Here is a 20099-nt window from a genome sequence, read left to right on the forward strand (position 1 = left end):
GGTTCCATCTCCGAACCACAGGATGGACCGCCGCCGGCAGCACGGAAGCTACATCGCTCACGCGCTCATCTCCGACCGCTCTCGCTCACCGCCGAGAAGCACCCACCGCCTGACGTACGCCCGGTGGACCAGCGATATCGCGTCGGCCCATGCGCGATGTTCACGTTGCGTCGGCCCGCCCCACCACTGAGCGCATCTGCGTACTTCCTCGACCGTTGTCGGCGCAGGCGGTGCGCTTGCCACAAACCCACGCAGTTCCGGACGCACCAGCGCACCCGTCGCGGCAAAGATCAGACCGGAATCGGTCCGTAGATACTGTTCGATCTCATCTCGGGCACCGGCGACCTCCGCCGCCTCGGCGCCGGCAGCAACGCGCTCCAGTATCGATCGAATTCCGTCGACTCTGCGCCACCACCACATCTCGAGTAGCGGCGACAACTCACCGAAGAACGCCTCTCGACCTTGTCCGGTCAACGCGACCAGAGGAACGGTGACGGCGGAGAGCTCACCGGAAATCTCGGCTGCACGCGTGAGCGCATCCTCCCACCCGTCACCGATGTGGTCGGCTTTGTTCAGAACGGCAAGGCAGTGATCGGACGCGCGACCGACCGCGCGTCGATCTGCGTCTCGGAGTGCGTCGACCACGACGACCACAACGCAGTGACTACTCAGATCCGGATCTATCGCACCGGGCACGTCGAACGCCCTCGTCTCCGTCGGAATAACCGGCGCGCCTCCCACTCGATGGCTCGCGAAGACATCACTCTCGAGCAACGTGGTCACCGCGGACCGGCCGACTCCGCTACGACCGGCAACCAGTACCTGCAGCGGTGCTGTCAACGATCCGACTATCGAATGCACCGCCTCCGCGGCGTGCTGATCGATCGACATCAACCGGTAGGCAAGCCGTCGCAACTCGTCCATCGGCGGCGCGCAAGCGTCGTCGAGTGAGACTGCGGGCACAATTCGAGCCCACACCTTCACATTTTCCCCTGTGTTCATCCCCACCCCACGTTCCCCTTCGTGATGGGCAGATTCTGTCAGGTTTACGACGACACGGCTGTTCCCGGCAGGTCATCTCACGTTCAGCTGTCCGATTTCGCGGGCTGTTCTCCGGAATTTTCCCAGAAAGTCTCAACTCGAACTTCAGACCCGTCTGCGCTATACGGCAGTCATGCGTGACAATGGACGCGTGAACGAAGCCGATCAGCACGCACTGCCAACCCCGAACGCGGGCGAGACGGAAGACTCCAAGGGTTCCCGTCTCCATCCGCGCGTGACAAGTTTCCGTTCGCGCAGGGGTGCGCTGACCGACGCACAGCAGAAGTCCTGGGACCGCCAGTGGCCCCTTATCGGCGCCGATGTGTCCGACACTCCCCTCGACGCGACCGCCTGGTTCGGACGCGATACCCCACTGATCATCGAGATCGGATCGGGCACCGGAACCGCGACCGCTGCGATGGCCAAAGCCGAACCGCACGTCAATCTCATTGCCATCGAGGTCTACCGCCCCGGGCTCGCGCAACTCCTCCAGCAGGTCGAACGCGAAGAGATCCCGAACGTCCGCGTCCTGCGCGGTGACGCGATGGACGTACTGGAAAACATGATTGCCCCGGAGTCGCTGACGGGTGTTCGGGTGTTCTTCCCGGATCCGTGGCCCAAGGCTCGCCATCACAAGCGTCGCCTGTTGCAGGCCCCGACGTTCTCGTTGATCGCCAATCGCCTCAAGCCAGGCGGAGTCCTCCACGTTGCCACCGACCACGCCGAATACGCGGAGTGGATCGAGGAAACCGGAAACGCCGAACCGCTCTTGAGCGCTCTCGACTGGGAATCACCGATGACCCACGAGCGCCCAGTCACGAAGTTCGAAGACAAGGCCCATAAGGTCGGAAGCGCAATTACCGAGCTTATATGGGGGAAGATCAGAGCATGAGCGTCAGCGAACAGTTATCCGACGACCTCGAGTCGTCAGGATCTCCCCTCGACCTCGGTCGTGACTCCCGCCACCCCAAACGGGTTCTCCTGGTGTGGGACGCCCCCAACCTGGACATGGGCCTCGGCGCCATCCTCGGCGGCCGACCTACCGCTGCCTACCGGCCACGATTCGACGCACTCGGACGTTGGTTGCTGTCACGGACCGCTGAACTGTCCGCGCGTGAGTCCGGCAACCTCGAACCCGAAGCAACGGTCTTCACCAACATCGCCACGGGCAGCGCCGACGTTGTGCGCCCATGGGTCGAAGCGTTGCGTAACGTGGGTTTTGCGGTGTTCGCCAAGCCGAAGGTCGATGAGGACAGCGATGTCGATTCAGACATGCTCGAGCACATCGCTCTGCGGTACGGCGAGGGACTGGCCGGAATCATGGTCGCGTCCGCCGACGGTCAAGCATTCCGCGAACCGTTGGAAGACATCGCAGCGACCGGCATTCCGGTTCAGGTACTCGGATTCCGCGAGCACGCCAGCTGGGCTGTGTCGTCCGACATCCTGGACTTCGTCGATCTCGAGGACATTCCCGGTGTCTTCCGCGAGCCTCTGCCGCGGGTAAGCCTGGATACTTTGCCCGACGAGGGCGCCTGGTTGCAGCCGTTCCGACCGCTTTCCGCCCTGCTCATCGGGCGAAAAAGTGTTGCCGAGTAGGAGTTGATCAGTGTTCGCCAGCTGGGGAAGCATCGTCTATCGTGCCCGCTTCACCGTCATCGCTGTCATGGTGGCGGGACTCCTCGGGCTTGCCGCGTACGGCATGAGCCTGCAGGACCATCTCAGCCAGAGCGGCTGGGACGATCCGGGGTCACAATCGGTCGAGGCTGCAAAGCTCGCCGACGGCACGTTCGGACGTAGCACCGCCGGCGACGTTCTGGCGCTGTACACAGCGCCCGAAGGAAAAACCGTCGACGACCCGGAGTTCCAAGCGAAGGTCATCGACAGCCTGCAACGACTGGTCTCGGACCATCCGGATCAGATCATGAAGATCAACGGTTCGTACTTCAAGGTCGGTGACGGACTTTCCGTCGCCGCCTTGGCAGACCCGACGAAGCAACATGCCGTTGCCAGCGTGGCCATTGCCGGCGACAACGACACCGCGGTGTCCAACAACTTCCGCGATGTCGAGAGCGAGTTCTACATCGACGGTGTCAACGTGCAGTTGGCCGGTCTGCAACCGGTCGCGAACTCGTTGAACGACACGATGGCCAACGACATCAAGCGCATGGAAATGCTCGCAATTCCTGCTGTCGGTGTGCTGCTCTTCTTCGTGTTCGGTGGCGTCGTCGCTGCTGCCCTGCCCCTGATCGTGGGCGGCCTGACCGTCATCGGTGCCAACGGCATCATCCGTCTGATCACCAATTTCACCGAGGTCAACGCGTTTGTCGCGCCCGTGGTGTCCTTGGTCGGGCTGGGTCTGGCCATCGACTACGGGCTGTTCATCGTCAGTCGTTTCCGTGAAGAAATCGCCGAAGGGCACGAGACGCCGACGGCGGTCCGCAGAACGGTCATGACCGCCGGCCGCACTGTCATGTTCTCGGCGACCATGGTTGCCGTCAGCCTCGGCGGCCTTCTGCTGTTCCCCCAGGGCTTCCTGAAATCCGTTGCGTACGGCGCAATCGCGGCCGTCATGCTCGCGGCCATTTCGTCCGTCACGATCCTGCCTGCCATCCTCGGAATCCTCGGCAAGCGGATCGATGCGTTGACGTTCAAGAGGCTTCGCCAGACCAAGACCAACGAGGAAATCGAAAACGGCTTCTGGGGCAACCTCACCAGGTTCGTGATGCGGCATCCGCTCAAGGTTGCCGTTCCGATCGTGGCCGCACTGCTCCTGATGATCATTCCGCTCACCGGCATCAAGTTCGGCGGCATCAACGAGACGTACCTGCCGCCCGACAGCCCCACGCGCGTAGCTCAAGCCGAGTTCGACGAACTCTTCCCGGGTAACCGCACCGAACCTGTCCGTCTGGTCATCCAGGGCGCAGACAACACCGCGCTCGGCCAGATAGCGAAGACCGCCAACAACGCACCGGGCCTGGTCGAGAAGTTCACCCCCGAAGTGGCCACCAAGGACGGCGTCAACGTCCTCAAAGCCGGCCTGACCGAGCGCAACGAAGCTCGCCCCACCATCGACTACCTCCGCGCCGCGGACTGGCCGGAAGGCACGACGGTCCTTGTCGGCGGCACCCCCGCCATCGAGCAGGACAGCGTCGACGCTCTACTCGACCGTCTACCGCTGATGGTCGTCACGGTCATTTTGCTGACCACACTGCTCATGTTCCTGACCTTCGGATCGTTGGTCCTGCCGATCAAGGCAGCTCTGATGAGCGCTCTCGGACTGGGTTCGACGCTGGGCATCTTGACGTGGATCTTCATCGACGGCCACGGCAGCGAACTGCTCAACTTCACACCCGGCCCGATCATGTCGCCAGTTCTGGTGTTGATCATCGCGATCGTCTACGGGCTTTCCACCGACTACGAAGTCTTCCTACTCTCACGAATGGTGGAAGCGCGCGCGCAGGGTGCGAGCACCACCGAATCCATCCGCATCGGAACAGCGCACACCGGCCGCATCATCACCGCGGCGGCGTTGATCCTCATCGTGGTGACCGGCGCGTTCGGCCTGTCCGAACTGGTGATGATGAAGTACATCTCGTACGGCATGATCGCGGCCCTGGTCATCGACGCCACGCTCATCCGCATGTTCCTCGTGCCCGCCACGATGAAACTGCTCGGCGACGACTGCTGGTGGGCCCCGGCCTGGATGAAACGAATCCAGGAGAAGATCGGACTGGGCGAGCCGATCCTCGACAACGAACTTGCGCTCGTCGATGTCCCCCAGCTCACGCCCGTCGGCGCGATCGCCGGTCCCGGCCAGGCAAAAATCACCGAGTCAGCGCAGGCAAAAGCTGCGGCGCCGTCGCGGGTACTCCCGCCCCCAGCACCGGTCGGGGGCAAGCGCGAACCCGATCCCCTCACCGAGCCCATCCCCCTCAGCGAGATGTCGGTCAAGGCGCCAACGCCCAAGACATACGCGCCCGGCGAGACACCCCGCCGCCGCAGTACCGACCGACCGGCCGGTGCGCCGCAGGACCTGATCGAAGCACCAATCCCCAACCCGACGTACAAGGCGGCCAAGCCGGAACAAACGGCAACACCGACACCGGCTCCGACCGCTCGCCGCACCTCCCCCGCTACACCGGCTTCCACTGAACGACCGATCGAAAGCTGGTTGTCGGACCTGCGCACCCCGGGTGAGGCGCAACCTGCATCGAGGCCATTGCCGGCCGTCCGCACTTCGGCACCGACCAACGGTGCAGCCACAAACGGTGCAGCCACAAACGGTGCAGCAACAAACGGTGCCGGCACCAATGGTGCTTCAACCAACGGCGCAGGCAGTAACGGAGCGGCCACCACCGGCGCGGCGTCTGAATCCACGCCCAACGGTCCGTCGTCCGGCAACGCAGTCAGCGGACGCCACCGCCCCGACGACGGTAATGCCGTGAGCGTCAGCGAGCTCATCGCGCGGCAGAAGCGGAGTTGATCTGGTCCGCCTTGCCGAAGGCGCGTGCATAGCGCGTCCCGACAAGCAGGAGCAGTAGCCCGACCACCAGGAACGCGACACCGCGAACCAGTCCGCTCAAGGTGGCGAGATCGAACAGGAAGAGTTTTGCCAGCGCTGCGCAGGTCAGCGTCAGGCCGGTTCCCAGCATCGTGTGTGCGTGCTCGCGATTGTTCAGCCCGAATACGAGTGCGGATGTGGCGGCCAGCATCCATACGACCGTTGCTGCACTGTGGCCGAACACAAACCCTGTTGTGCCGCCCCATATCTCGATGCCCGAAGCAACCAGTGCGCAGGTAGCGGCGTAGAGGATACCCATTCCGCTGATGGCCCAGGCGACGGCAATGTTGTTCTCCGAGACCAATGCCAATCGACTCATGACCCACACGAATGCCACGAGCACTCCGATCGCAGTCAGGCTCGTGAGTGCCGTCAGCGCATCGAGATGGGCAGACGCGGCACGGGACGTCATCAACATGGACGGCGACGCGGATTCCAGGAATCCGATCAATCCGATTGCGGCAAAAACGGATCCGAGCGCACAGACGAAACGTGATCCGGTCGAACCTGCGATCACGATGAAGACGGTGGCGACGGCAAGCAGAACTGCAGCAGTCAACGACTGCGGCGACCCGGCAACACAGCACAGCAGCAGAGCCACTGCACCGGTACCGGCGATACCCATGCGCAGGTGAGTCGACAATGCCGCGCCTGCTGCAGCACCGACCAGGAGCACCAGGGCCATGACGCCGTAGAGCAGGGAGGCCATCTGATCACCGAGGAGTACTTCGACTCCCAGCAGTGGGAGCGTTGCGACAGTGAACGTCGCACTCGACCAGGCGCCGGCAACACCGTCACGCGACGGGGATCCCTTCCACTGCAAGGCAACTGCGGCGCTCAGTCCGATCAGGGAGACAACAACCGCACTGATCGTCAATGCCGATGAATCAACCTGCATTCCATCGAAGAGGGACACTCCGACGATTGCTGCGATCAATACGATCGCAACCGGCACCGTCCGGGCCATGCCAAGATATTTCCAGTCGCGACCGAGTTGAGCGGAGAACCCTGCCACTTGGAGAGCAACAAGAAAACCGATGAGCGACAACGTCAGTGCGCCGGCCAAGGCGGGGGCTGCCAATGCCGCGCCGAGCACGATCAGCAGCGCAAGAGGTTCGGAGTTCCACCTGACCGCCACCGAGACTCCGGCAGCAGCGATACCGAAGGCAATCACCATCGACAGCGGCGAGACGATCCAGCCGTACAGGACCGACGCTGCCATCACATCGAGGTAGAGACCGGCAAATCCGGTGGCCGCCAGCGCGATTGCTCCCACCCGGCCGCCCGGGCGTCCGTACACCCGGAACCCTGCGAAGATCAGGGCACCGGACAGGGCTGCTCCGCCGATCACTCGAAGAGGCGGTCCGAAGAAACCGGCCTGGGCTGCCAGAACCAACAGCATGACAACACCGATCAAGGTGACTGCCACCCCGGCAATCGCGAGGAGTCGGCTGATCACGCCGTCACGTTGCCACCACGGCACACTGGGCTGCTTCGGTGGACTCGGTTGCCACGGCACACTGGGTTGCTGCGGCGGACTTGGCGGGCGCAGGTACTGCGATTGTGGGGCAACGTGCTGCGAGGCCACGTGCTGCGGGGCCGGCTGTGGAACGTACGCGGGAATCTGAACGGGCGCCGCAGCCGGCGCTGCAGGCCGCATCGTGGTCAGCTGCGTCTGCAGAATCGACAGGTTCTGCCCCATGTGGCGCAACTGCCGTCCGATGCTTTCGCACTCGTCCGACAGAGCGGTCACCAGTCGCGGATCGACGGCAGGAGAACTTGGTGTGGTCATACACCGAGCTTGCTTCAGTCAATCCTCGATTGAATGAGTAGTACTACTCGACCGGCATAGGGGCTTTCGGTGAGCACGCCGGCGATCTAGGACCCAAGGAACTTGCGAAAGGTGGTTCCGAAGGGATGCTTTGCAGTGACGCTACCGAAGCGCACCTTGCCGTGCACCACTACGTGAAGCGGGCCCATCTGAGGCCCGGACCGCACCTTGTTGGAAGCGCTGCCACCGATGGCTTCGACATCGTTCATGTCCACCGTGGCTTCTTCGGGGACGATCAGCGAGATCGAGCTTGCATAGTCGTTGATCGAGACATGCACGATCTGTGTTTGCATGACCGCACGCGTGAAATCTACGGTGACACTGGACATTCGAGTGTCGATCACAACGGCCGGCGGGACGATCCACGCGCCGTTACGCGTCACTGTCGACATCCGTCCGCGGATGATCGCGGCATTGGCTGCGCCGTAGGCACCGGCCGCCGGAGGCCCACTCTGTCCGGCATAGGGCTGCGGCTGCGGCTGCGGATACTGAACCTGCTGATGAACCGGCGGCTGCTGGTAACCCGGCGCCGGATACTGATAACCGGACTGGCCGGCCGACGCGGGATACGCGGGAGGCTCGTAGTCCGAGATCAGGGTGATGCCCGGGAGATCGGCAAGTACGACGTTGAGTTCGCCCCTGGTCTTTGCTGCCAGCGCGGTGTCCATACGTTCGGTGAACTCACCGAGTGAGAGCATCCCCTGACCGACGGCTTTCTGCAGCAATTCGCCGACGTGCTCTCGTTCTGCATCCGATACGCGTAGATTCCTGGCCTCCATGGTTTCCAGGATAAGCGTTAATCGAGACTTTCCCGGATATCAATCAAGACCCTGCTCGATTGCGTAACGCGTCAACTCGACACGGTTGGCCAATTGAAGTTTGCGTAGCGTGGCTTGTACGTGGTTTTCGACGGTTCGGTGGCTCAGCGAGAGCCTGGTCGCAATCTGCTTGGCGCTGAGCCCTTTCGCGACCAGTCGCAGCACTTCGGTCTCCCGTTCGGTGAGCTTCGGGACCTCGGGTGCACGGTCGTCGGCAGGGGCGGTGGACATGCGTCGGTATTCACCGAGTACCAGTCCGGCAAGGCCAGGGGTGAAGACAGCTTGCCCGTCGTAGGTTGCGCGTACGGCTCCCAGGAGTTCGTCGACGGAAGCACTCTTTACCAGGTAACCGGACGCTCCCGCCTTGATCGCGTCCAGTACGTCGTCGCGTTCCGACGACGCCGACAGCACAAGGATCTTGCTGTGGGGCGAAACTTCGAGCACGGCTGCGGTTGCGTCTGCGCCATTTCCGTCGGGGAGGTGCATGTCCATGAGAACAACGTCCGGTGCCACTGCAGCGGCGCGGTTTCGGGCGCGCTCGACTCCGTCCGCGGTGGCTGCGACGATGAATCCGGCTGCTTCGAGGTCGCGGGACACTCCGTCTCGCCACATCGGGTGATCGTCGACCACCATGACGGACACCCCTGCTACACCCTGTTGCTCAGTCACTTCCACTACTTTCCTTCGGCACCGTGATTTCCCATTCTGTGCCCTCTCCGGGTCCGGTGTGCAGGCTCGCGGTACCGCCGAGCAGCGCGACGCGTCCGAGAATGGACTTCGATACTCCCATGCGGCCTTCGGCTTCGGCTTCGGCCAACCGGCCGTCGGGGATACCGACTCCGTCGTCGCGGATGCTGACGATGACCTCGCCCGGTAGATCTTCGAGCAGTACGAACACCTTGGCGCCTGAGCCGGCGTGGAGGGCTGCGTTGGACAGGGCGTTGTCGACGATGGCGGCCAGTTCGATGGCGCGGTCTCGGTCGAGGATGACAGGGTCGGCTGGTGTCGAGACGGATACCGTCGCACTCGCCCCAGTGGTGAGCAGTGGGCACAGGTCGACGCTCTGACCTCCCGTGTCGGCGGTTGCGCCTGAGCCCTGTTCGGAGATGAGCATGCGCAGTGCCACTTCCTGCTCTCCGGCCAGTTCTGCGAGTTCGGCCGCTTCACCGCCTAGGGCTGCGCCTCGTCTTCGGACCATCGCGAGAACTTGGAGTACTCCGTCGTGGACTTCACGGGCGAGTCTTTCGCGTTCTTCGGTGGCTGCGGCGAGGCGCACGGCTTGTTCGAGTTGGCGATGTGCGCGCCGTGCGGTGGTGGTGGCGAGGCCCAGCGCCAAGCCGACTGATACGAGGACGGGGGCTGTGGCGTCGCGCCAGAGATCAAGATTGATCTGGTCCCGAATGATCGCGCTGGCCGAGGAGATGACAACGCCTGATGCGATTCCGAGCCACGGCCCGCCGAGGATCGCCGCCGAGATCACGGCGTTGGTGGCCCACAGCGTCGTCGGTAGGGTCTGGTGATTTTGGTACCACTCGTGATCTGACACAAGCCTCGTCGACGCCATGAGCGCGATGACGATCAGCTGATCTGCCAGTACGACATATTTTCGTGGGACCGTTTCAGCGGCCAACATGACTGCGGAGGCACCGGACCACACCGCCATGAGCGCGACGAAGAACCAACTCAGACGTGCGTTGGTGTAGTCCGACGCCGAAGCGAACTGGTAGCTGATCGCGTACACCAGAGTGACCAATCGAAAGGCCTGCGCGGCCCGCCACAGTGGTGCGTCAGGGTCGGTGTCTATTCCGGATGCTTCGCGGACGGTGGGCCGGTAGTGCAATCGGCGTCGGCGGGTCGGGTCAGTCATCGTGGGTGGCCTGGTCGGGTGGGATCGGATTTTCGATGCGCGGTTCGGTTCGTGGTTCGTCGGGTTCCGCCGGATAGAGCGGTGTCTCCGGATCTTCGACGTGCAGTTGGGCGTACACGGCGTCGGGATCGTCGGCGAGCAGTGAGCGGATAGCCGTGTTGAGGACCGCGACGATCGGTACGGCGAGGAGCCCGCCGACTATCCCGGCAAGGACGATGCCCGCGGTGATCGCGAGAACCACGGCCAGCGGGTGAAGCCTGACTGCGCGGCCGAGCAGCAGGGGCTGCATGACGTGCGCTTCGAGCTGCATGACGCCGATGATGATGCCGAGCACGATCAGGGCGGTCAGGAATCCCTTGGTGACCAGGGCGACGAGGACTGCAAGAAAACCCGTGAGAAAAGCACCGACGATCGGGATGAACGCGCCGATGAACACCAGCGATGCCAGGGGCAACGCCAGCGGGACTCCCAGAATCGCGAGGCCAGCGCCGATACCGATGGCGTCCGCTGCGGCGACGGCAACCGTTGCACGTACGTATCCGATGAGTGAACCGAAGCCGGCGGCGCCCGCGATCCGGATACGACGCCTCGAATCGCGCGGAACGATCCGGGTGACGAACTCCCAGATCTGGTCTCCGCCGTACAAGAAGAAGATCAGGGTGAAGAAGGTCAACAGCGCGCCGGTGAAGATCTCGGTGACAACCGCCGCGGTGGTCAGCGCGCCACTAGTCAGTTCTTCGCGATTGGACTGCACCGATTTGACTACGGAATCGCCCGCTTGGCGAATCTGGTCCTCACTGAAATGGAACGGGCCGCTGGTCAACCAGTTCTGGATCTGTGTGACGCTGGCAGCAAATTGATCGGTGAGCTCTGGAAGACCGTCGATGAACTGCTCGACCACAAACGTCATGATTCCGGCAACGATGCCGAGGGCACCGAGCAACACCACTACAACGGCAGCTGATCGCGGCACGCCCCACGTTTGCATCCGGTCTACGAACGGAATGAGCAGCGCCGAAGCCAGGAGCGCCAAGCCGACGGGAATCAGCACCGTCTCGAGCCGCAGCACGACGTATCCGAGGACCGCCAAGCCGGCAAAGATCACGATCAGGCGCCACGACCACTCGGCTGCGATCCGCACGCCGGGATGAACCGACTTCGCGTCGGACGTGATGGGCTTGTTCATTCCCGCTCGAACTCATTCTCGAACTCATTCATGGGCCGAATCCCCTCCGCATTCCCCTTATCCTGCGTTCCCTTCGGGAGCCTAACCGCCGGAGCCGACAACCGTGGGCAGACGCAAATGGGACGCGCATACCAGTACTTCGACCCTGGCCAGCTAAATTGAACGCTGTGCGGGCTTCATACAGAGCGATAGCGGTGACGATCCGCAGTCGATGGCCCATCTATATGGTTTCGATGCTCGCAGCCAACCTGATCGGCGCGGTGCTGGTATTTGCCTTTGTGCGGTACGGCGTCCCCATCGAGGAATCCGACGCGATCGTTGCCGATCATGTCCGGAACTTCGCGGTGTTCGGCATCTACCTCGCGTTTGCCGGTGTTGTCAGTCTGACGGCGGCAGCCATGATGCTCCGTAAGGTCATCCGGTGGAGATTGCGCGGCGGTCCCCCGACGCGCAGTGAGCAGATGGCAGCGCTGCATGCGCCGCTGCGCCAAGCGATCGTCCACCTTGTTCTCTGGTTCCTCGGCGGCATCATCTTCGTCATTCTGACGATCAACGAGATGCCCGGGTTGGCTATCGCGGTGATTGTCACCGTCTGCATGGCCGCGACCACGACGTTCGGGTTCACGTACATGCTCGGCGAGCGAATCCTGCGTCCCGTCGCTGCACTCGCATTGAGCGAGGGCGAGTTCGATCGGACCATGGCTCCAGGCGTCGGCACCCGTTTGGCAATGACGTGGGGATTGGGCACGCTCATGCCCGTCGCCGGCATCATCTTGCTGTGCGCCACCCAACTCACCACTGATCTCGAGTTCTCACCCAACTCGTTGGCGTGGGCGATCTTGTTGATCTCGATCATGGCGATCGTGCAGGCATTTGCGCTGTCGATGCTGACGGCCAGCCAGATCTCCGACCCCATCCGCCAACTTCGACGCGCCATCGAGCGGGTCCAGCGCGGTGCGACGGACGTTCGTGTCGAGGTGTTCGACGGCAGTGAGATCGGGCGTCTGCAGGTCGGGTTCAACCGCATGATGAAGGAGTCGGACGAGCGTCGCCTGCTGCGCCAGTTGTTCGGCCAACATGTCGGCGAGGACGTCGCTCGACGCGCTTTGCAGTTCGGTACGGAACTGGGCGGTGAAACACGCTTTGTCGCGGTTCTGTTCGTGGACATGGTCGGGTCGACGGGCGCTGCGGCTGAACGTCCGCCCGGCGAGGTCGTCGAATTGCTCAACGAATTCTTCCGCATCGTCGTGGACGTGATCGACCGTCACCACGGCTTTGTCAACAAGTTCATGGGCGATGCGGCGCTCGCGATCTTTGGCGCTCCCCTCGATCGACCCGACGCACCGACGGCTGCGCTGGCTGCTGCGCGCGAGTTGCGGTTCAAGCTCGACGCGATCACCGGCCTCGACATCGGTATCGGTGTGAGCGCAGGTTTGGCGGTCGCGGGAAATATCGGTGCGGCGGAACGTTTCGAGTACACCGTGATCGGCGACCCGGTCAACGAGGCCTCGCGTTTGACGGAGCTCGCGAAGTTCCGTCCCAGCAGAGTCCTGGCGTCGACGAGTGCGCTGTATTTTGCGGACGAGGAGGAGCAGGCCGAGTGGGAACTGGGCGAGCAGGTTCAACTTCGTGGGCGCAGACGGCTCACTCATCTAGCCTGGCCACAGAAATATCCCGAGGTAGATCCAGAACAGATTGGTTAGTCTGAATCGATGGCACTGCCTGGAAAGACCCCGTGGCGACTGAGACGGCCCCCGCCGTCCGTCGCCGAGCCCGGTCGGGTTCGTGGGCGATTCTGGTGGCTGAAGTATGTTCTCGGGCTGGCGCTGATCACTCTGCTGGTTGTCGAGGGGACACTGCTGTGGCCAAAGCTCAATGAGTCATGGCAGGCACTGACGGAAATCCACTGGGGTTGGGTTGCGGCCTGCATCGCCGCCCAGGCCGTCTCACTCAGCGGATACGCGTCGGTTCAGCAGCGGCTTCTCAATGCTGCCGGTGTGGTGGCCGGCCACCTGAAAAATCTGTCCGTGATCTACGCAAGTACCGCGATGGCGCTCACATTGCCTGCGGGGCAGGTGTTCTCCACCGCGTTCACATACAAGCAGACCCGCAAGTGGGGTGCGACGCCCATTGTCGCGTCGTGGCAATTGGCTATGTGCGGTGTGATCGCCGCAGCAACGCTGGCACTTCTCGGCGCAACCGGCGCTTTGGCTTTCGGCACCAAGGTCAGTCCGGTTACGCTGACCATCTCGATTATCTGCGTGGCGCTTCTATTCGTCGGCTTGCGATATATCGCCCAGAACCCCGGTAGCCTCGAACGCCTAGGACACTGGGTCCTTGCTCGGTACAACAGTTTTCGCGGTAATCATCCAGACCGTGGAGTGTCACGCTGGTCCGAGATTCTCACTCAACTCGATTCCGTGGAACTCGGGCGCACCGATACCGTCATCGCTTTCGGCTGGTCTGCGATCCATCGTGTTGCCGACGTCGCCTGTCTCGGGTTTGCCTGTTGGGCTGTGGGTGCGCACCCCTCGTTTGCCGGTTTGCTGATCGCATTCACCGCAGCCAAGGCCGTCGGGAGTATTCCTCTGATGCCCGGTGGTTTGGGATACGTGGACACAGCACTGATCACTGCGCTCACCATCGCCGGAGCGACCGGCGCACAAGCTCTCGCGGCGGTCTTCGTCTACCGAATGGTGAGTCTTGTACTCGTGGCGCTCGTGGGGTGGGTCGTCTTCCTGATTTCGTTCCGAGCGACGCATCGCGACGACGCCGACATGACCATCGACTTCGAACGCGGCGAACAACCGGGCGTTTAGCGTCGCAACGCTGCTGCCATGTCATCCAGATGGGCACGGCTGATTCGCACGGCAGCCTCCGCGTCACCGGCTTCGATGGCGTCCACCAACATTCGGTGTTCGTCGGCATCGGGTTGGCTGTGCGGATTGAGATCGAGGACGCCGATCAGCTCGATCAACGCAGTCCGAAGTCGTGGGACAAACGTTTCGAACAACTCAGACAGAACCGGATTGTGCGCCGCCTCGACCACCGCGCGGTGCACCGCGATGTCGGCGTCGACAAAGGCGGCATCACCGGAATTCGCGGCCGCGGCCCTACCGCCGAGCGCACGCCTGAGTTCTGCGATATCGGTGTCGTCGCGTCGTTTGGCTGCCAATCCAGCTGCCTCCACCTCGACGGCGTTGCGCACTTCGACTACATGCAGGATGGCTTCTGATTCGAGGACCCGAGGCCACTGGTCGGGTGGAGTTGTACTGCGCAAGAACACTCCGGCGCCCTGACGCGATTCCAGCATGCCGAGTCCGGCGAGGGTGCGAACGGCTTCGCGGATCGTGGAACGACCGATACCCAATTCCGCCGCCAGAGTGGTTTCACCTGGAAGTTTGTCACCGACTGCCCATTCGCCACCGATGATACGAGCACGAAGAAGCTCAGCGGCTTGATCGGTGAGTAGACGGCGTTCGACCATCGGCGGCACGGAAACTCCTCAGGTTGTCTGATAAGTGATTTCGTTCTAGTGTAGCCCTCATGGCTTACCGAGGACTCCTTCTCGACTGCCGCGGCGGGGCCTGAAAAGACCGGCACCCCTCCGCGGGGTTCCGCCATGGCCGGTCTCTCACCAAGACCCGCAGGAGAACCCCCGATGAGCACCACCTGGAACAAGCAGGGCACCACCTGGAACAACCAGAAACCCTCCCCCATGCCGTCCGCGCGTTATCGCGCCGCGTGGGATCGAGTCGACATTCCGGCATTCGATCGAACCTGGCCGGCCAATCGCACCACCGAAGCACCCCTGTGGGTTCCCGTGGATCTGCGCGACGGCAACCAGGCCCTCGCCGAACCGATGGACCCGGCCCGCAAACGCCGAATGTTCGAACTGATGGTGGCGATCGGCTACAAGGAAATCGAGGTCGGCTACCCTTCCGCCAGTGCGACGGACTTCGACTTCGTTCGCGACCTCGTCCACCTCGACCTGGTTCCCGACGATGTCACGATCGTTGTATTCACCGCAGCCCGAACAGATTTGATCGAGCGAACCTACCAATCCATCGCCGGACTGCCGAACGCGGTAGTTCACATGTACACCGCTACCGCACCGACATGGCGCGATGTGGTCCTGGGGAAGGAACGAGACGAACTGCACGGCATGATCTTTCGCGCCGCCGAGGATGTCGCTCGCGGCGGTGACGCTCACGACGGGTGGCGGTTCGAGTTCTCACCCGAGGTCTTCAACCTGACGGAACCGGACTACGTGCTGCAGATCTGCAACAGCCTCAGCGAACTCTGGGATGCGAGCCCCGATCGCCCGGTCATCCACAATCTGCCTGCCACAGTGGAAATCGCCACTCCTAACATCTACGCGGACCAGATCGAATACATGCACCACAATCTCGCTCGACGCGATTCGGTAATCCTGTCCGTACATCCACACAACGATCGGGGCACCGGAGTGGCGTGCGCCGAACTGGCAGTACTCGCCGGCGCTCAGCGGGTCGAAGGCTGCCTGTTCGGTAACGGTGAGCGCACCGGCAATGTCGATCTGGTGACGCTCGGACTGAACCTCCACGCGCAGGGCGTCGACCCGCGAATCGACTTCACCGACATCGACGAAATTCGTCGAACAGTGGAGTACTGCAACAGAATTCCGGTGCACGAGCGCCACCCGTACGGCGGCGATCTGGTGTACACCGCGTTCTCGGGAACCCACCAGGACGCAATCAAGAAGGGCTTTGCCCATCATTACGAGCGCGCCGAAATCCTTGGCATCGATCCGTCGCAGGCACCGTGGGAAGTGCCGTACCTGCCGATCGATCCCGCTGACGTCGGTCGTGACTACCAGGCAGTGATCCGGGTAAACAGCCAGTCCGGCAAGGGAGGCATCGCCTACTTACTGGCATCGGAATACGGCATCGAACTCCCTCGACGCCTGCAAATCGATTTTGCGGCGCGCGTTCAACGTGAAACCGATGGCTCCGGACTCGAGATAACCGCCGACCAGCTGTGGAACCTCCTGCTGCGCGAGTACGGATACAACGGAGGAATGCGCCGATATTCGGTGGAACACAGCTCAGATGGCGATCGTCTGTTTGTCGTCCTCGATCGCGACGGCAAGGAAATTACCGCCGAGGCCAGCGCGTCCGGGCCCGTCGAGGCGCTGGCCAGGATCCTGACCGAGAACGGCACCGGCGTCGAAGTTCTGTCACTCACTCAGCATTCACTTCCCGGCCACTCGGATTCTCCGGCCAGTGCAACTTCGGCAGTCACCATCACAGAAGCCCTGGTCAACGGAGTCCAGCACTGGGGAGTGGCTGTTCATCAGTCCGTCACGGCGTCGGCGCTTCATGCCGTCTACGCGACTGCATCCCACACATGTGATGACAGTCACATGAACTTGCGGAAGAATTCCCGAGGGTTCATAGTTGAACCTACAAGCAATTGAACATTCAACTACTTATCAAGGAGCTTCGATGACCGCCGCTACCACCACATTGCCCGCATTGACCGCCGGAACCTGGGTTATCGACACGGTCCACTCGACCGTCGGCTTCTCGGTTCGCCACCTCATGGTGTCCAAGGTTCGCGGCACGTTCGACGAGTTCTCGGGCGCCATCACGGTTGCCGAGGACGGCACCCCGGCCGTCGAAGCCGAAATCTCGGTCGCCTCCATCAACACCAAGAACGAGCAGCGTGACGGCCACATCAAGTCCGCTGACTTCTTCGACGTCGAGAAGTACCCGACGGCTACCTTCAAGTCCACCGCAGTGCGCGCCAAGGGCAGCGACTTCGTACTCGCAGGCGACTTCACCCTCCACGGTGTCACCCGCGAGGTCGAGCTGAACCTCGAGTTCAACGGCGTCAACCCCGGTATGGGCAACGGCCCGGTTGCCGGATTCGAAGCCACCACCGTCATCAACCGCAAGGACTTCGACATCTCCATCGAGATGCCCCTCGAAGGCGGCGGAGCAGTTGTCGGCGACAAGATCACCATCACCCTCGAGATCGAGGCTGGTCTGCAGGCATAAGGGCCTTCGGCCACGTGCGCCTTTCCGGTAGTGCCAACTACCGGAAAGGCGCACAGTCGTATGGTGACCAGGTGAAGAAGTACGCACCATTCCTGCTGATCGACGCCGTTCTTGTCATTATCTTTTGCGCGATAGGGCGCCGTACACACGAAGAAGCCAATGCGCTCGCCGGACTGGCGAAGACATCCTGGCCGTTCCTGACCGGCCTGGTAATCGGATGGTCTGCCACGTTCGCGCTGTACCGCGACAAGTTCAACGCCGTTCTCCTACTCCCCACCGGCATAGTCGTATGGCTCTCCACCGTCGTCATCGGCATGGTCCTGCGAGTGCTCAGCGGTCAAGGTACGCAGTTCAGTTTCATCGTGGTCGCCACGCTTGTCCTCGGCGCTTTCCTACTCGGGTGGCGCGCACTGGTTCCGGTCATCGCAAAAATCCGTGCCAGGTCGTAACCGTGTCGAGCGGTCCGGAACTACCCGAATTGCGCTACGAAGTAGGACACTTTTCGGATGAGTAACACTACGGAGCCTGCCGAACGGACCGAGAAGGAAGACAAGGGCTTCTTCGGCCAACCGTTTGCATTGGCCAATCTGTTCGGCGTGGAGATGTGGGAGAGGTTCTCCTTCTACGGGATGCAAGGCATCCTGATCTATTACTTGTATTACACCGTCGCCGACGGTGGTCTCGGTATCAGCCAGGCCGCCGCGACAAGCATTGTCGGTGCGTACGGCGGCACCGTGTACCTGTCCACGATCCTCGGCGCGTGGGTGGCCGACCGCCTTCTCGGTTCGGAGCGGACACTCTTCTACAGTGCTTCGCTGGTCATGGCCGGCCACATCGCGTTGGCAGTGTTCCCCGGTCTGTGGGGCGTTGGCATCGGTCTTGTCATGGTGGCCTTCGGCAGTGGTGGACTCAAGGCAAATGCGACGTCGTTGGTCGGCGATCTGTATTCGCCGACGGACGAGCGCCGCGACGCCGGTTTCTCGATCTTCTACATGGGCATCAACATCGGCGGTTTGGTCGGTCCGCTGCTGACCGGCGCAGTGCAGGATGCCTGGGGATTCCATGCCGGATTTGCTCTGGCGGCCGTCGGCATGGCGCTCGGCCTTATCCAGTACACGTTGGGGCGCAAGCACCTTCACGGAATCGGCGCCGCACCGGGCAACCCGCTTCCCGCGGATAAGCGCACCCTCTACATCGGAATCGGTGTTGCTGCGATCGTTGTGGTCGCCATCGCATCGATTACCGGTTTGATCACCGCGGACAACATGTCCGACGTTGTGGTCGGTCTGACTGTCATTGCATCGGTCGGATATTTCCTTCTGATGCTGACCAGCAAGCAGATCACGAAGGTCGAACGCAGTCGTGTGTTTGCGTTCATCCCGATGTTCATTGCCAGCGCTGCCTTCTGGTCGCTGTTCCAGCAGCAATTCACGACGGTTCCGCTGATCTCGGACAAGCTTCTGGACCGCAACCTCTTCGGCTGGGACTTCCCGCCGAGCTGGGTTCAGTCCATCAACCCCGTGTTCATCATCGTCTTCGCAGGCGTGTTCGCGGCGATGTGGACCAAACTCGGCCCACGGCAGCCGTCGTCGCCCATCAAGTTCGCGATCGGCACCGGGATCATGGGCTTGGCTTTCCTCGCCTTCATTCCGATCACCGGCGGCGGTCCGAACAGTGCACCGCTCCTCGGGCTGGCCGGAGTCCTTCTGCTGTTCACGTTTGCGGAGCTGTTCCTCTCCCCCGTCGGATTGTCACTCGCAACCAAACTGGCGCCGGAGCGTTTCCACACGCAGATGGTCGCGTTGTTCTTCCTGTCCGTCGCGTTGGGATCCTCGATGGCCGGAACCCTTGCCGGTCATTTCGACATCGACGACAGCAAGCCGTTCTTCCTGATCATCGGATTCTCGTCGATCGGAATCGGCGTGGTGCTTGCTGCCGCATCGCCGTGGATCAAGAAGCTGATGCAAGGCGTGCAGTAAACGCTATTCGACCCACAGCCCGCTATTTGACCCACAGCCACAGCGCCAAAGCGAATCCCGCTATCGCTACTGCCACCCGCAGTACCGATGGCGGGATTTTCTTCACGACGGGTGGCCCGCACCAGCCACCCACCAATGCGCCGAGAGCCATGGCCAGCGCGGCCACCCAGTGCACTTGCCCGGAAAAAGCGAAGATGAGGGCGGCAACCAGATTCGCAATGCCGAGGAAGAAGCTCTTCAGAATTGTGGCCCGCCACACCGTTTCGGATGTGAGGATGAGAGTTGCCGCCAGAAAGATGACGCCGGCGCCCGCGCCGAAATACCCGCCGTACACGGCCACGGCAAACAGGGCGGCCGAGTAGATTCCCGGACGGTCGCCGCCGCCGGAGAGTTCACGAATCTTCGGTTGAAGGAGCAGTGCCAGCGCTGCAAACGCAACCATCGCCGGCACAACCGATTCGAACGAGCCCTCCGGTGCGAGCCACAGAATCAACGCACCGATGATGCCGCCCGCAGCCGAATACAGAGACCAGCGAACAAGTTTGGGTCCCGTGTCGGCAACTTCGCGCGACGAGTTCGCCAATGCGCCGACTCCGACGGCCACCAGTGCCACGGTGTTGGTCATATTGGCGCTGACAGGCGACAACCCGACACTGAGCAGCGCCGGGTACGACACGATGGACGCCAGTCCGGTGACAAAGCCGACTAGACCGCTGAAGAATCCCGCTACGACAAGAAAGAGGAAATCGAGCAGGTTCACAGCTCATGAACCTAC

At 62.3% G+C, this 20099-nt stretch carries 17 protein-coding genes; 9 read left to right on the plus strand and 8 right to left on the minus strand.

What is annotated here, in order from left to right; genetic code table 11:
• Positions 1–57 precede the first annotated feature (57 nt).
• Positions 58–1002 carry a hypothetical protein gene (locus CJ178_RS14695; protein WP_257013169.1) on the minus strand — a complete coding sequence of 315 codons (945 nt, stop codon included), beginning with the start codon at positions 1000–1002 and terminating at the stop codon, positions 58–60.
• A 172-nt stretch (positions 1003–1174) separates the two neighbouring features.
• Between CJ178_RS14695 and trmB the strand changes: the two genes are divergently transcribed.
• From trmB to CJ178_RS14710, 3 genes are read left to right on the plus strand one after another with little or no spacing between them, the layout of a single operon-like run.
• A complete protein-coding gene (gene trmB / locus CJ178_RS14700) occupies positions 1175–1933 on the plus strand; it encodes a tRNA (guanosine(46)-N7)-methyltransferase TrmB (protein ID WP_095887017.1) in 759 nt (252 codons plus the stop codon).
• Positions 1930–2637 (plus strand): NYN domain-containing protein, encoded by a 708-nt coding sequence (locus CJ178_RS14705; RefSeq protein ID WP_033231717.1) that lies wholly within the window; start codon positions 1930–1932, stop codon positions 2635–2637. The genes trmB and CJ178_RS14705 overlap by 4 nt, the downstream gene beginning before the upstream one ends.
• A 10-nt stretch (positions 2638–2647) precedes the next feature.
• Positions 2648–5524, plus strand: a complete 2877-nt coding sequence (locus tag CJ178_RS14710) for an MMPL family transporter (RefSeq protein ID WP_095887018.1) — start codon at positions 2648–2650, stop codon at positions 5522–5524.
• Here the strand turns inward: CJ178_RS14710 and CJ178_RS14715 are convergent.
• From CJ178_RS14715 to CJ178_RS14735, 5 genes are all read right to left on the minus strand, one after another.
• On the minus strand, positions 5499–7394 hold the full coding sequence (locus CJ178_RS14715; protein WP_095887019.1) for a DUF2339 domain-containing protein: 1896 nt from the start codon (positions 7392–7394) through the stop codon (positions 5499–5501). The genes CJ178_RS14710 and CJ178_RS14715 overlap by 26 nt on opposite strands.
• Positions 7395–7480: 86 nt before the next feature.
• Positions 7481–8212, minus strand: coding sequence for a DUF1707 SHOCT-like domain-containing protein (locus CJ178_RS14720; RefSeq protein WP_092803191.1), 732 nt, complete (start codon positions 8210–8212; stop codon positions 7481–7483).
• Between the two features lie 39 nt (positions 8213–8251).
• Complete coding sequence (locus CJ178_RS14725) at positions 8252–8884, minus strand: response regulator (protein ID WP_095887991.1); 633 nt, start codon at positions 8882–8884, stop codon at positions 8252–8254.
• A 28-nt stretch (positions 8885–8912) separates the two neighbouring features.
• Complete coding sequence (macS, locus tag CJ178_RS14730) at positions 8913–10118, minus strand: MacS family sensor histidine kinase (RefSeq protein ID WP_033231722.1); 1206 nt, start codon at positions 10116–10118, stop codon at positions 8913–8915.
• Positions 10111–11304: an AI-2E family transporter gene (locus CJ178_RS14735; RefSeq protein ID WP_033231723.1), complete on the minus strand. Its 1194-nt coding sequence runs from the start codon at positions 11302–11304 to the stop codon at positions 10111–10113. The genes macS and CJ178_RS14735 overlap by 8 nt, the downstream gene beginning before the upstream one ends.
• Positions 11305–11528: 224 nt before the next feature.
• Here CJ178_RS14735 and CJ178_RS14740 point away from each other — a divergent pair, with 224 nt between their 5' ends.
• Positions 11529–13007: an adenylate/guanylate cyclase domain-containing protein gene (locus CJ178_RS14740; RefSeq protein WP_033231724.1), complete on the plus strand. Its 1479-nt coding sequence runs from the start codon at positions 11529–11531 to the stop codon at positions 13005–13007.
• Positions 13008–13016: 9 nt separating this feature from the next.
• The gene (locus tag CJ178_RS14745) at positions 13017–14123 is read left to right on the plus strand and encodes a TIGR00374 family protein (RefSeq protein WP_051730285.1); all 1107 of its coding nucleotides are present in this window, start codon (positions 13017–13019) and stop codon (positions 14121–14123) included.
• On the opposite strand, the gene CJ178_RS14750 is transcribed toward CJ178_RS14745, so the two are convergent.
• Positions 14120–14800 (minus strand): FadR/GntR family transcriptional regulator, encoded by a 681-nt coding sequence (locus tag CJ178_RS14750; protein ID WP_080711612.1) that lies wholly within the window; start codon positions 14798–14800, stop codon positions 14120–14122. The two genes, CJ178_RS14745 and CJ178_RS14750, sit on opposite strands and share 4 nt — an antisense overlap.
• Before the next feature lie 165 nt (positions 14801–14965).
• On the opposite strand from CJ178_RS14750, the gene CJ178_RS14755 reads away from it, so the two are divergent.
• The 4 genes from CJ178_RS14755 to CJ178_RS14770 all read left to right on the plus strand — a co-directional run bounded on the left by CJ178_RS14755 (position 14966) and on the right by CJ178_RS14770 (position 19324).
• Positions 14966–16762, plus strand: coding sequence for a 2-isopropylmalate synthase (locus CJ178_RS14755; protein WP_095887020.1), 1797 nt, complete (start codon positions 14966–14968; stop codon positions 16760–16762).
• Between the two features lie 28 nt (positions 16763–16790).
• A complete protein-coding gene (locus CJ178_RS14760; protein ID WP_033231726.1) occupies positions 16791–17345 on the plus strand; it encodes a YceI family protein in 555 nt (184 codons plus the stop codon).
• A gap of 71 nt (positions 17346–17416) precedes the next feature.
• The gene (locus CJ178_RS14765; protein WP_033231727.1) at positions 17417–17794 is read left to right on the plus strand and encodes a DUF3054 domain-containing protein; all 378 of its coding nucleotides are present in this window, start codon (positions 17417–17419) and stop codon (positions 17792–17794) included.
• Positions 17795–17851: 57 nt separating this feature from the next.
• Positions 17852–19324: a peptide MFS transporter gene (locus CJ178_RS14770; protein WP_033231728.1), complete on the plus strand. Its 1473-nt coding sequence runs from the start codon at positions 17852–17854 to the stop codon at positions 19322–19324.
• Between the two features lie 22 nt (positions 19325–19346).
• Here CJ178_RS14770 and CJ178_RS14775 read toward each other — a convergent pair whose 3' ends face one another.
• On the minus strand, positions 19347–20084 hold the full coding sequence (locus CJ178_RS14775; RefSeq protein WP_033231729.1) for a sulfite exporter TauE/SafE family protein: 738 nt from the start codon (positions 20082–20084) through the stop codon (positions 19347–19349).
• Positions 20085–20099 lie beyond the last annotated feature (15 nt).

It is taken from the genome of Rhodococcus sp. ACPA4 (assembly GCF_002300185.1).
Taxonomy (GTDB): Bacteria; Actinomycetota; Actinomycetes; order Mycobacteriales; family Mycobacteriaceae; genus Rhodococcus_F; species Rhodococcus_F globerula.

Bases quoted from the DNA above. Each gene is read 5' to 3' on its own strand.
- CJ178_RS14695 (WP_257013169.1), bottom strand. From the start codon at position 1,002: ATGAACACAGGGGAAAATGTGAAGGTGTGGGCTCGAATTGTGCCCGCA.
- trmB (WP_095887017.1), top strand. From the start codon at position 1,175: ATGCGTGACAATGGACGCGTGAACGAAGCCGATCAGCACGCACTGCCA.
- CJ178_RS14705 (WP_033231717.1), top strand. From the start codon at position 1,930: ATGAGCGTCAGCGAACAGTTATCCGACGACCTCGAGTCGTCAGGATCT.
- CJ178_RS14715 (WP_095887019.1), bottom strand. From the start codon at position 7,394: ATGACCACACCAAGTTCTCCTGCCGTCGATCCGCGACTGGTGACCGCT.
- CJ178_RS14720 (WP_092803191.1), bottom strand. From the start codon at position 8,212: ATGGAGGCCAGGAATCTACGCGTATCGGATGCAGAACGAGAGCACGTC.
- CJ178_RS14725 (WP_095887991.1), bottom strand. From the start codon at position 8,884: ATGGTGGTCGACGATCACCCGATGTGGCGAGACGGAGTGTCCCGCGAC.
- macS (WP_033231722.1), bottom strand. From the start codon at position 10,118: ATGACTGACCCGACCCGCCGACGCCGATTGCACTACCGGCCCACCGTC.
- CJ178_RS14735 (WP_033231723.1), bottom strand. From the start codon at position 11,304: ATGAACAAGCCCATCACGTCCGACGCGAAGTCGGTTCATCCCGGCGTG.
- CJ178_RS14740 (WP_033231724.1), top strand. From the start codon at position 11,529: ATGGTTTCGATGCTCGCAGCCAACCTGATCGGCGCGGTGCTGGTATTT.
- CJ178_RS14745 (WP_051730285.1), top strand. From the start codon at position 13,017: ATGGCACTGCCTGGAAAGACCCCGTGGCGACTGAGACGGCCCCCGCCG.
- CJ178_RS14755 (WP_095887020.1), top strand. From the start codon at position 14,966: ATGAGCACCACCTGGAACAAGCAGGGCACCACCTGGAACAACCAGAAA.
- CJ178_RS14760 (WP_033231726.1), top strand. From the start codon at position 16,791: ATGACCGCCGCTACCACCACATTGCCCGCATTGACCGCCGGAACCTGG.
- CJ178_RS14770 (WP_033231728.1), top strand. From the start codon at position 17,852: ATGAGTAACACTACGGAGCCTGCCGAACGGACCGAGAAGGAAGACAAG.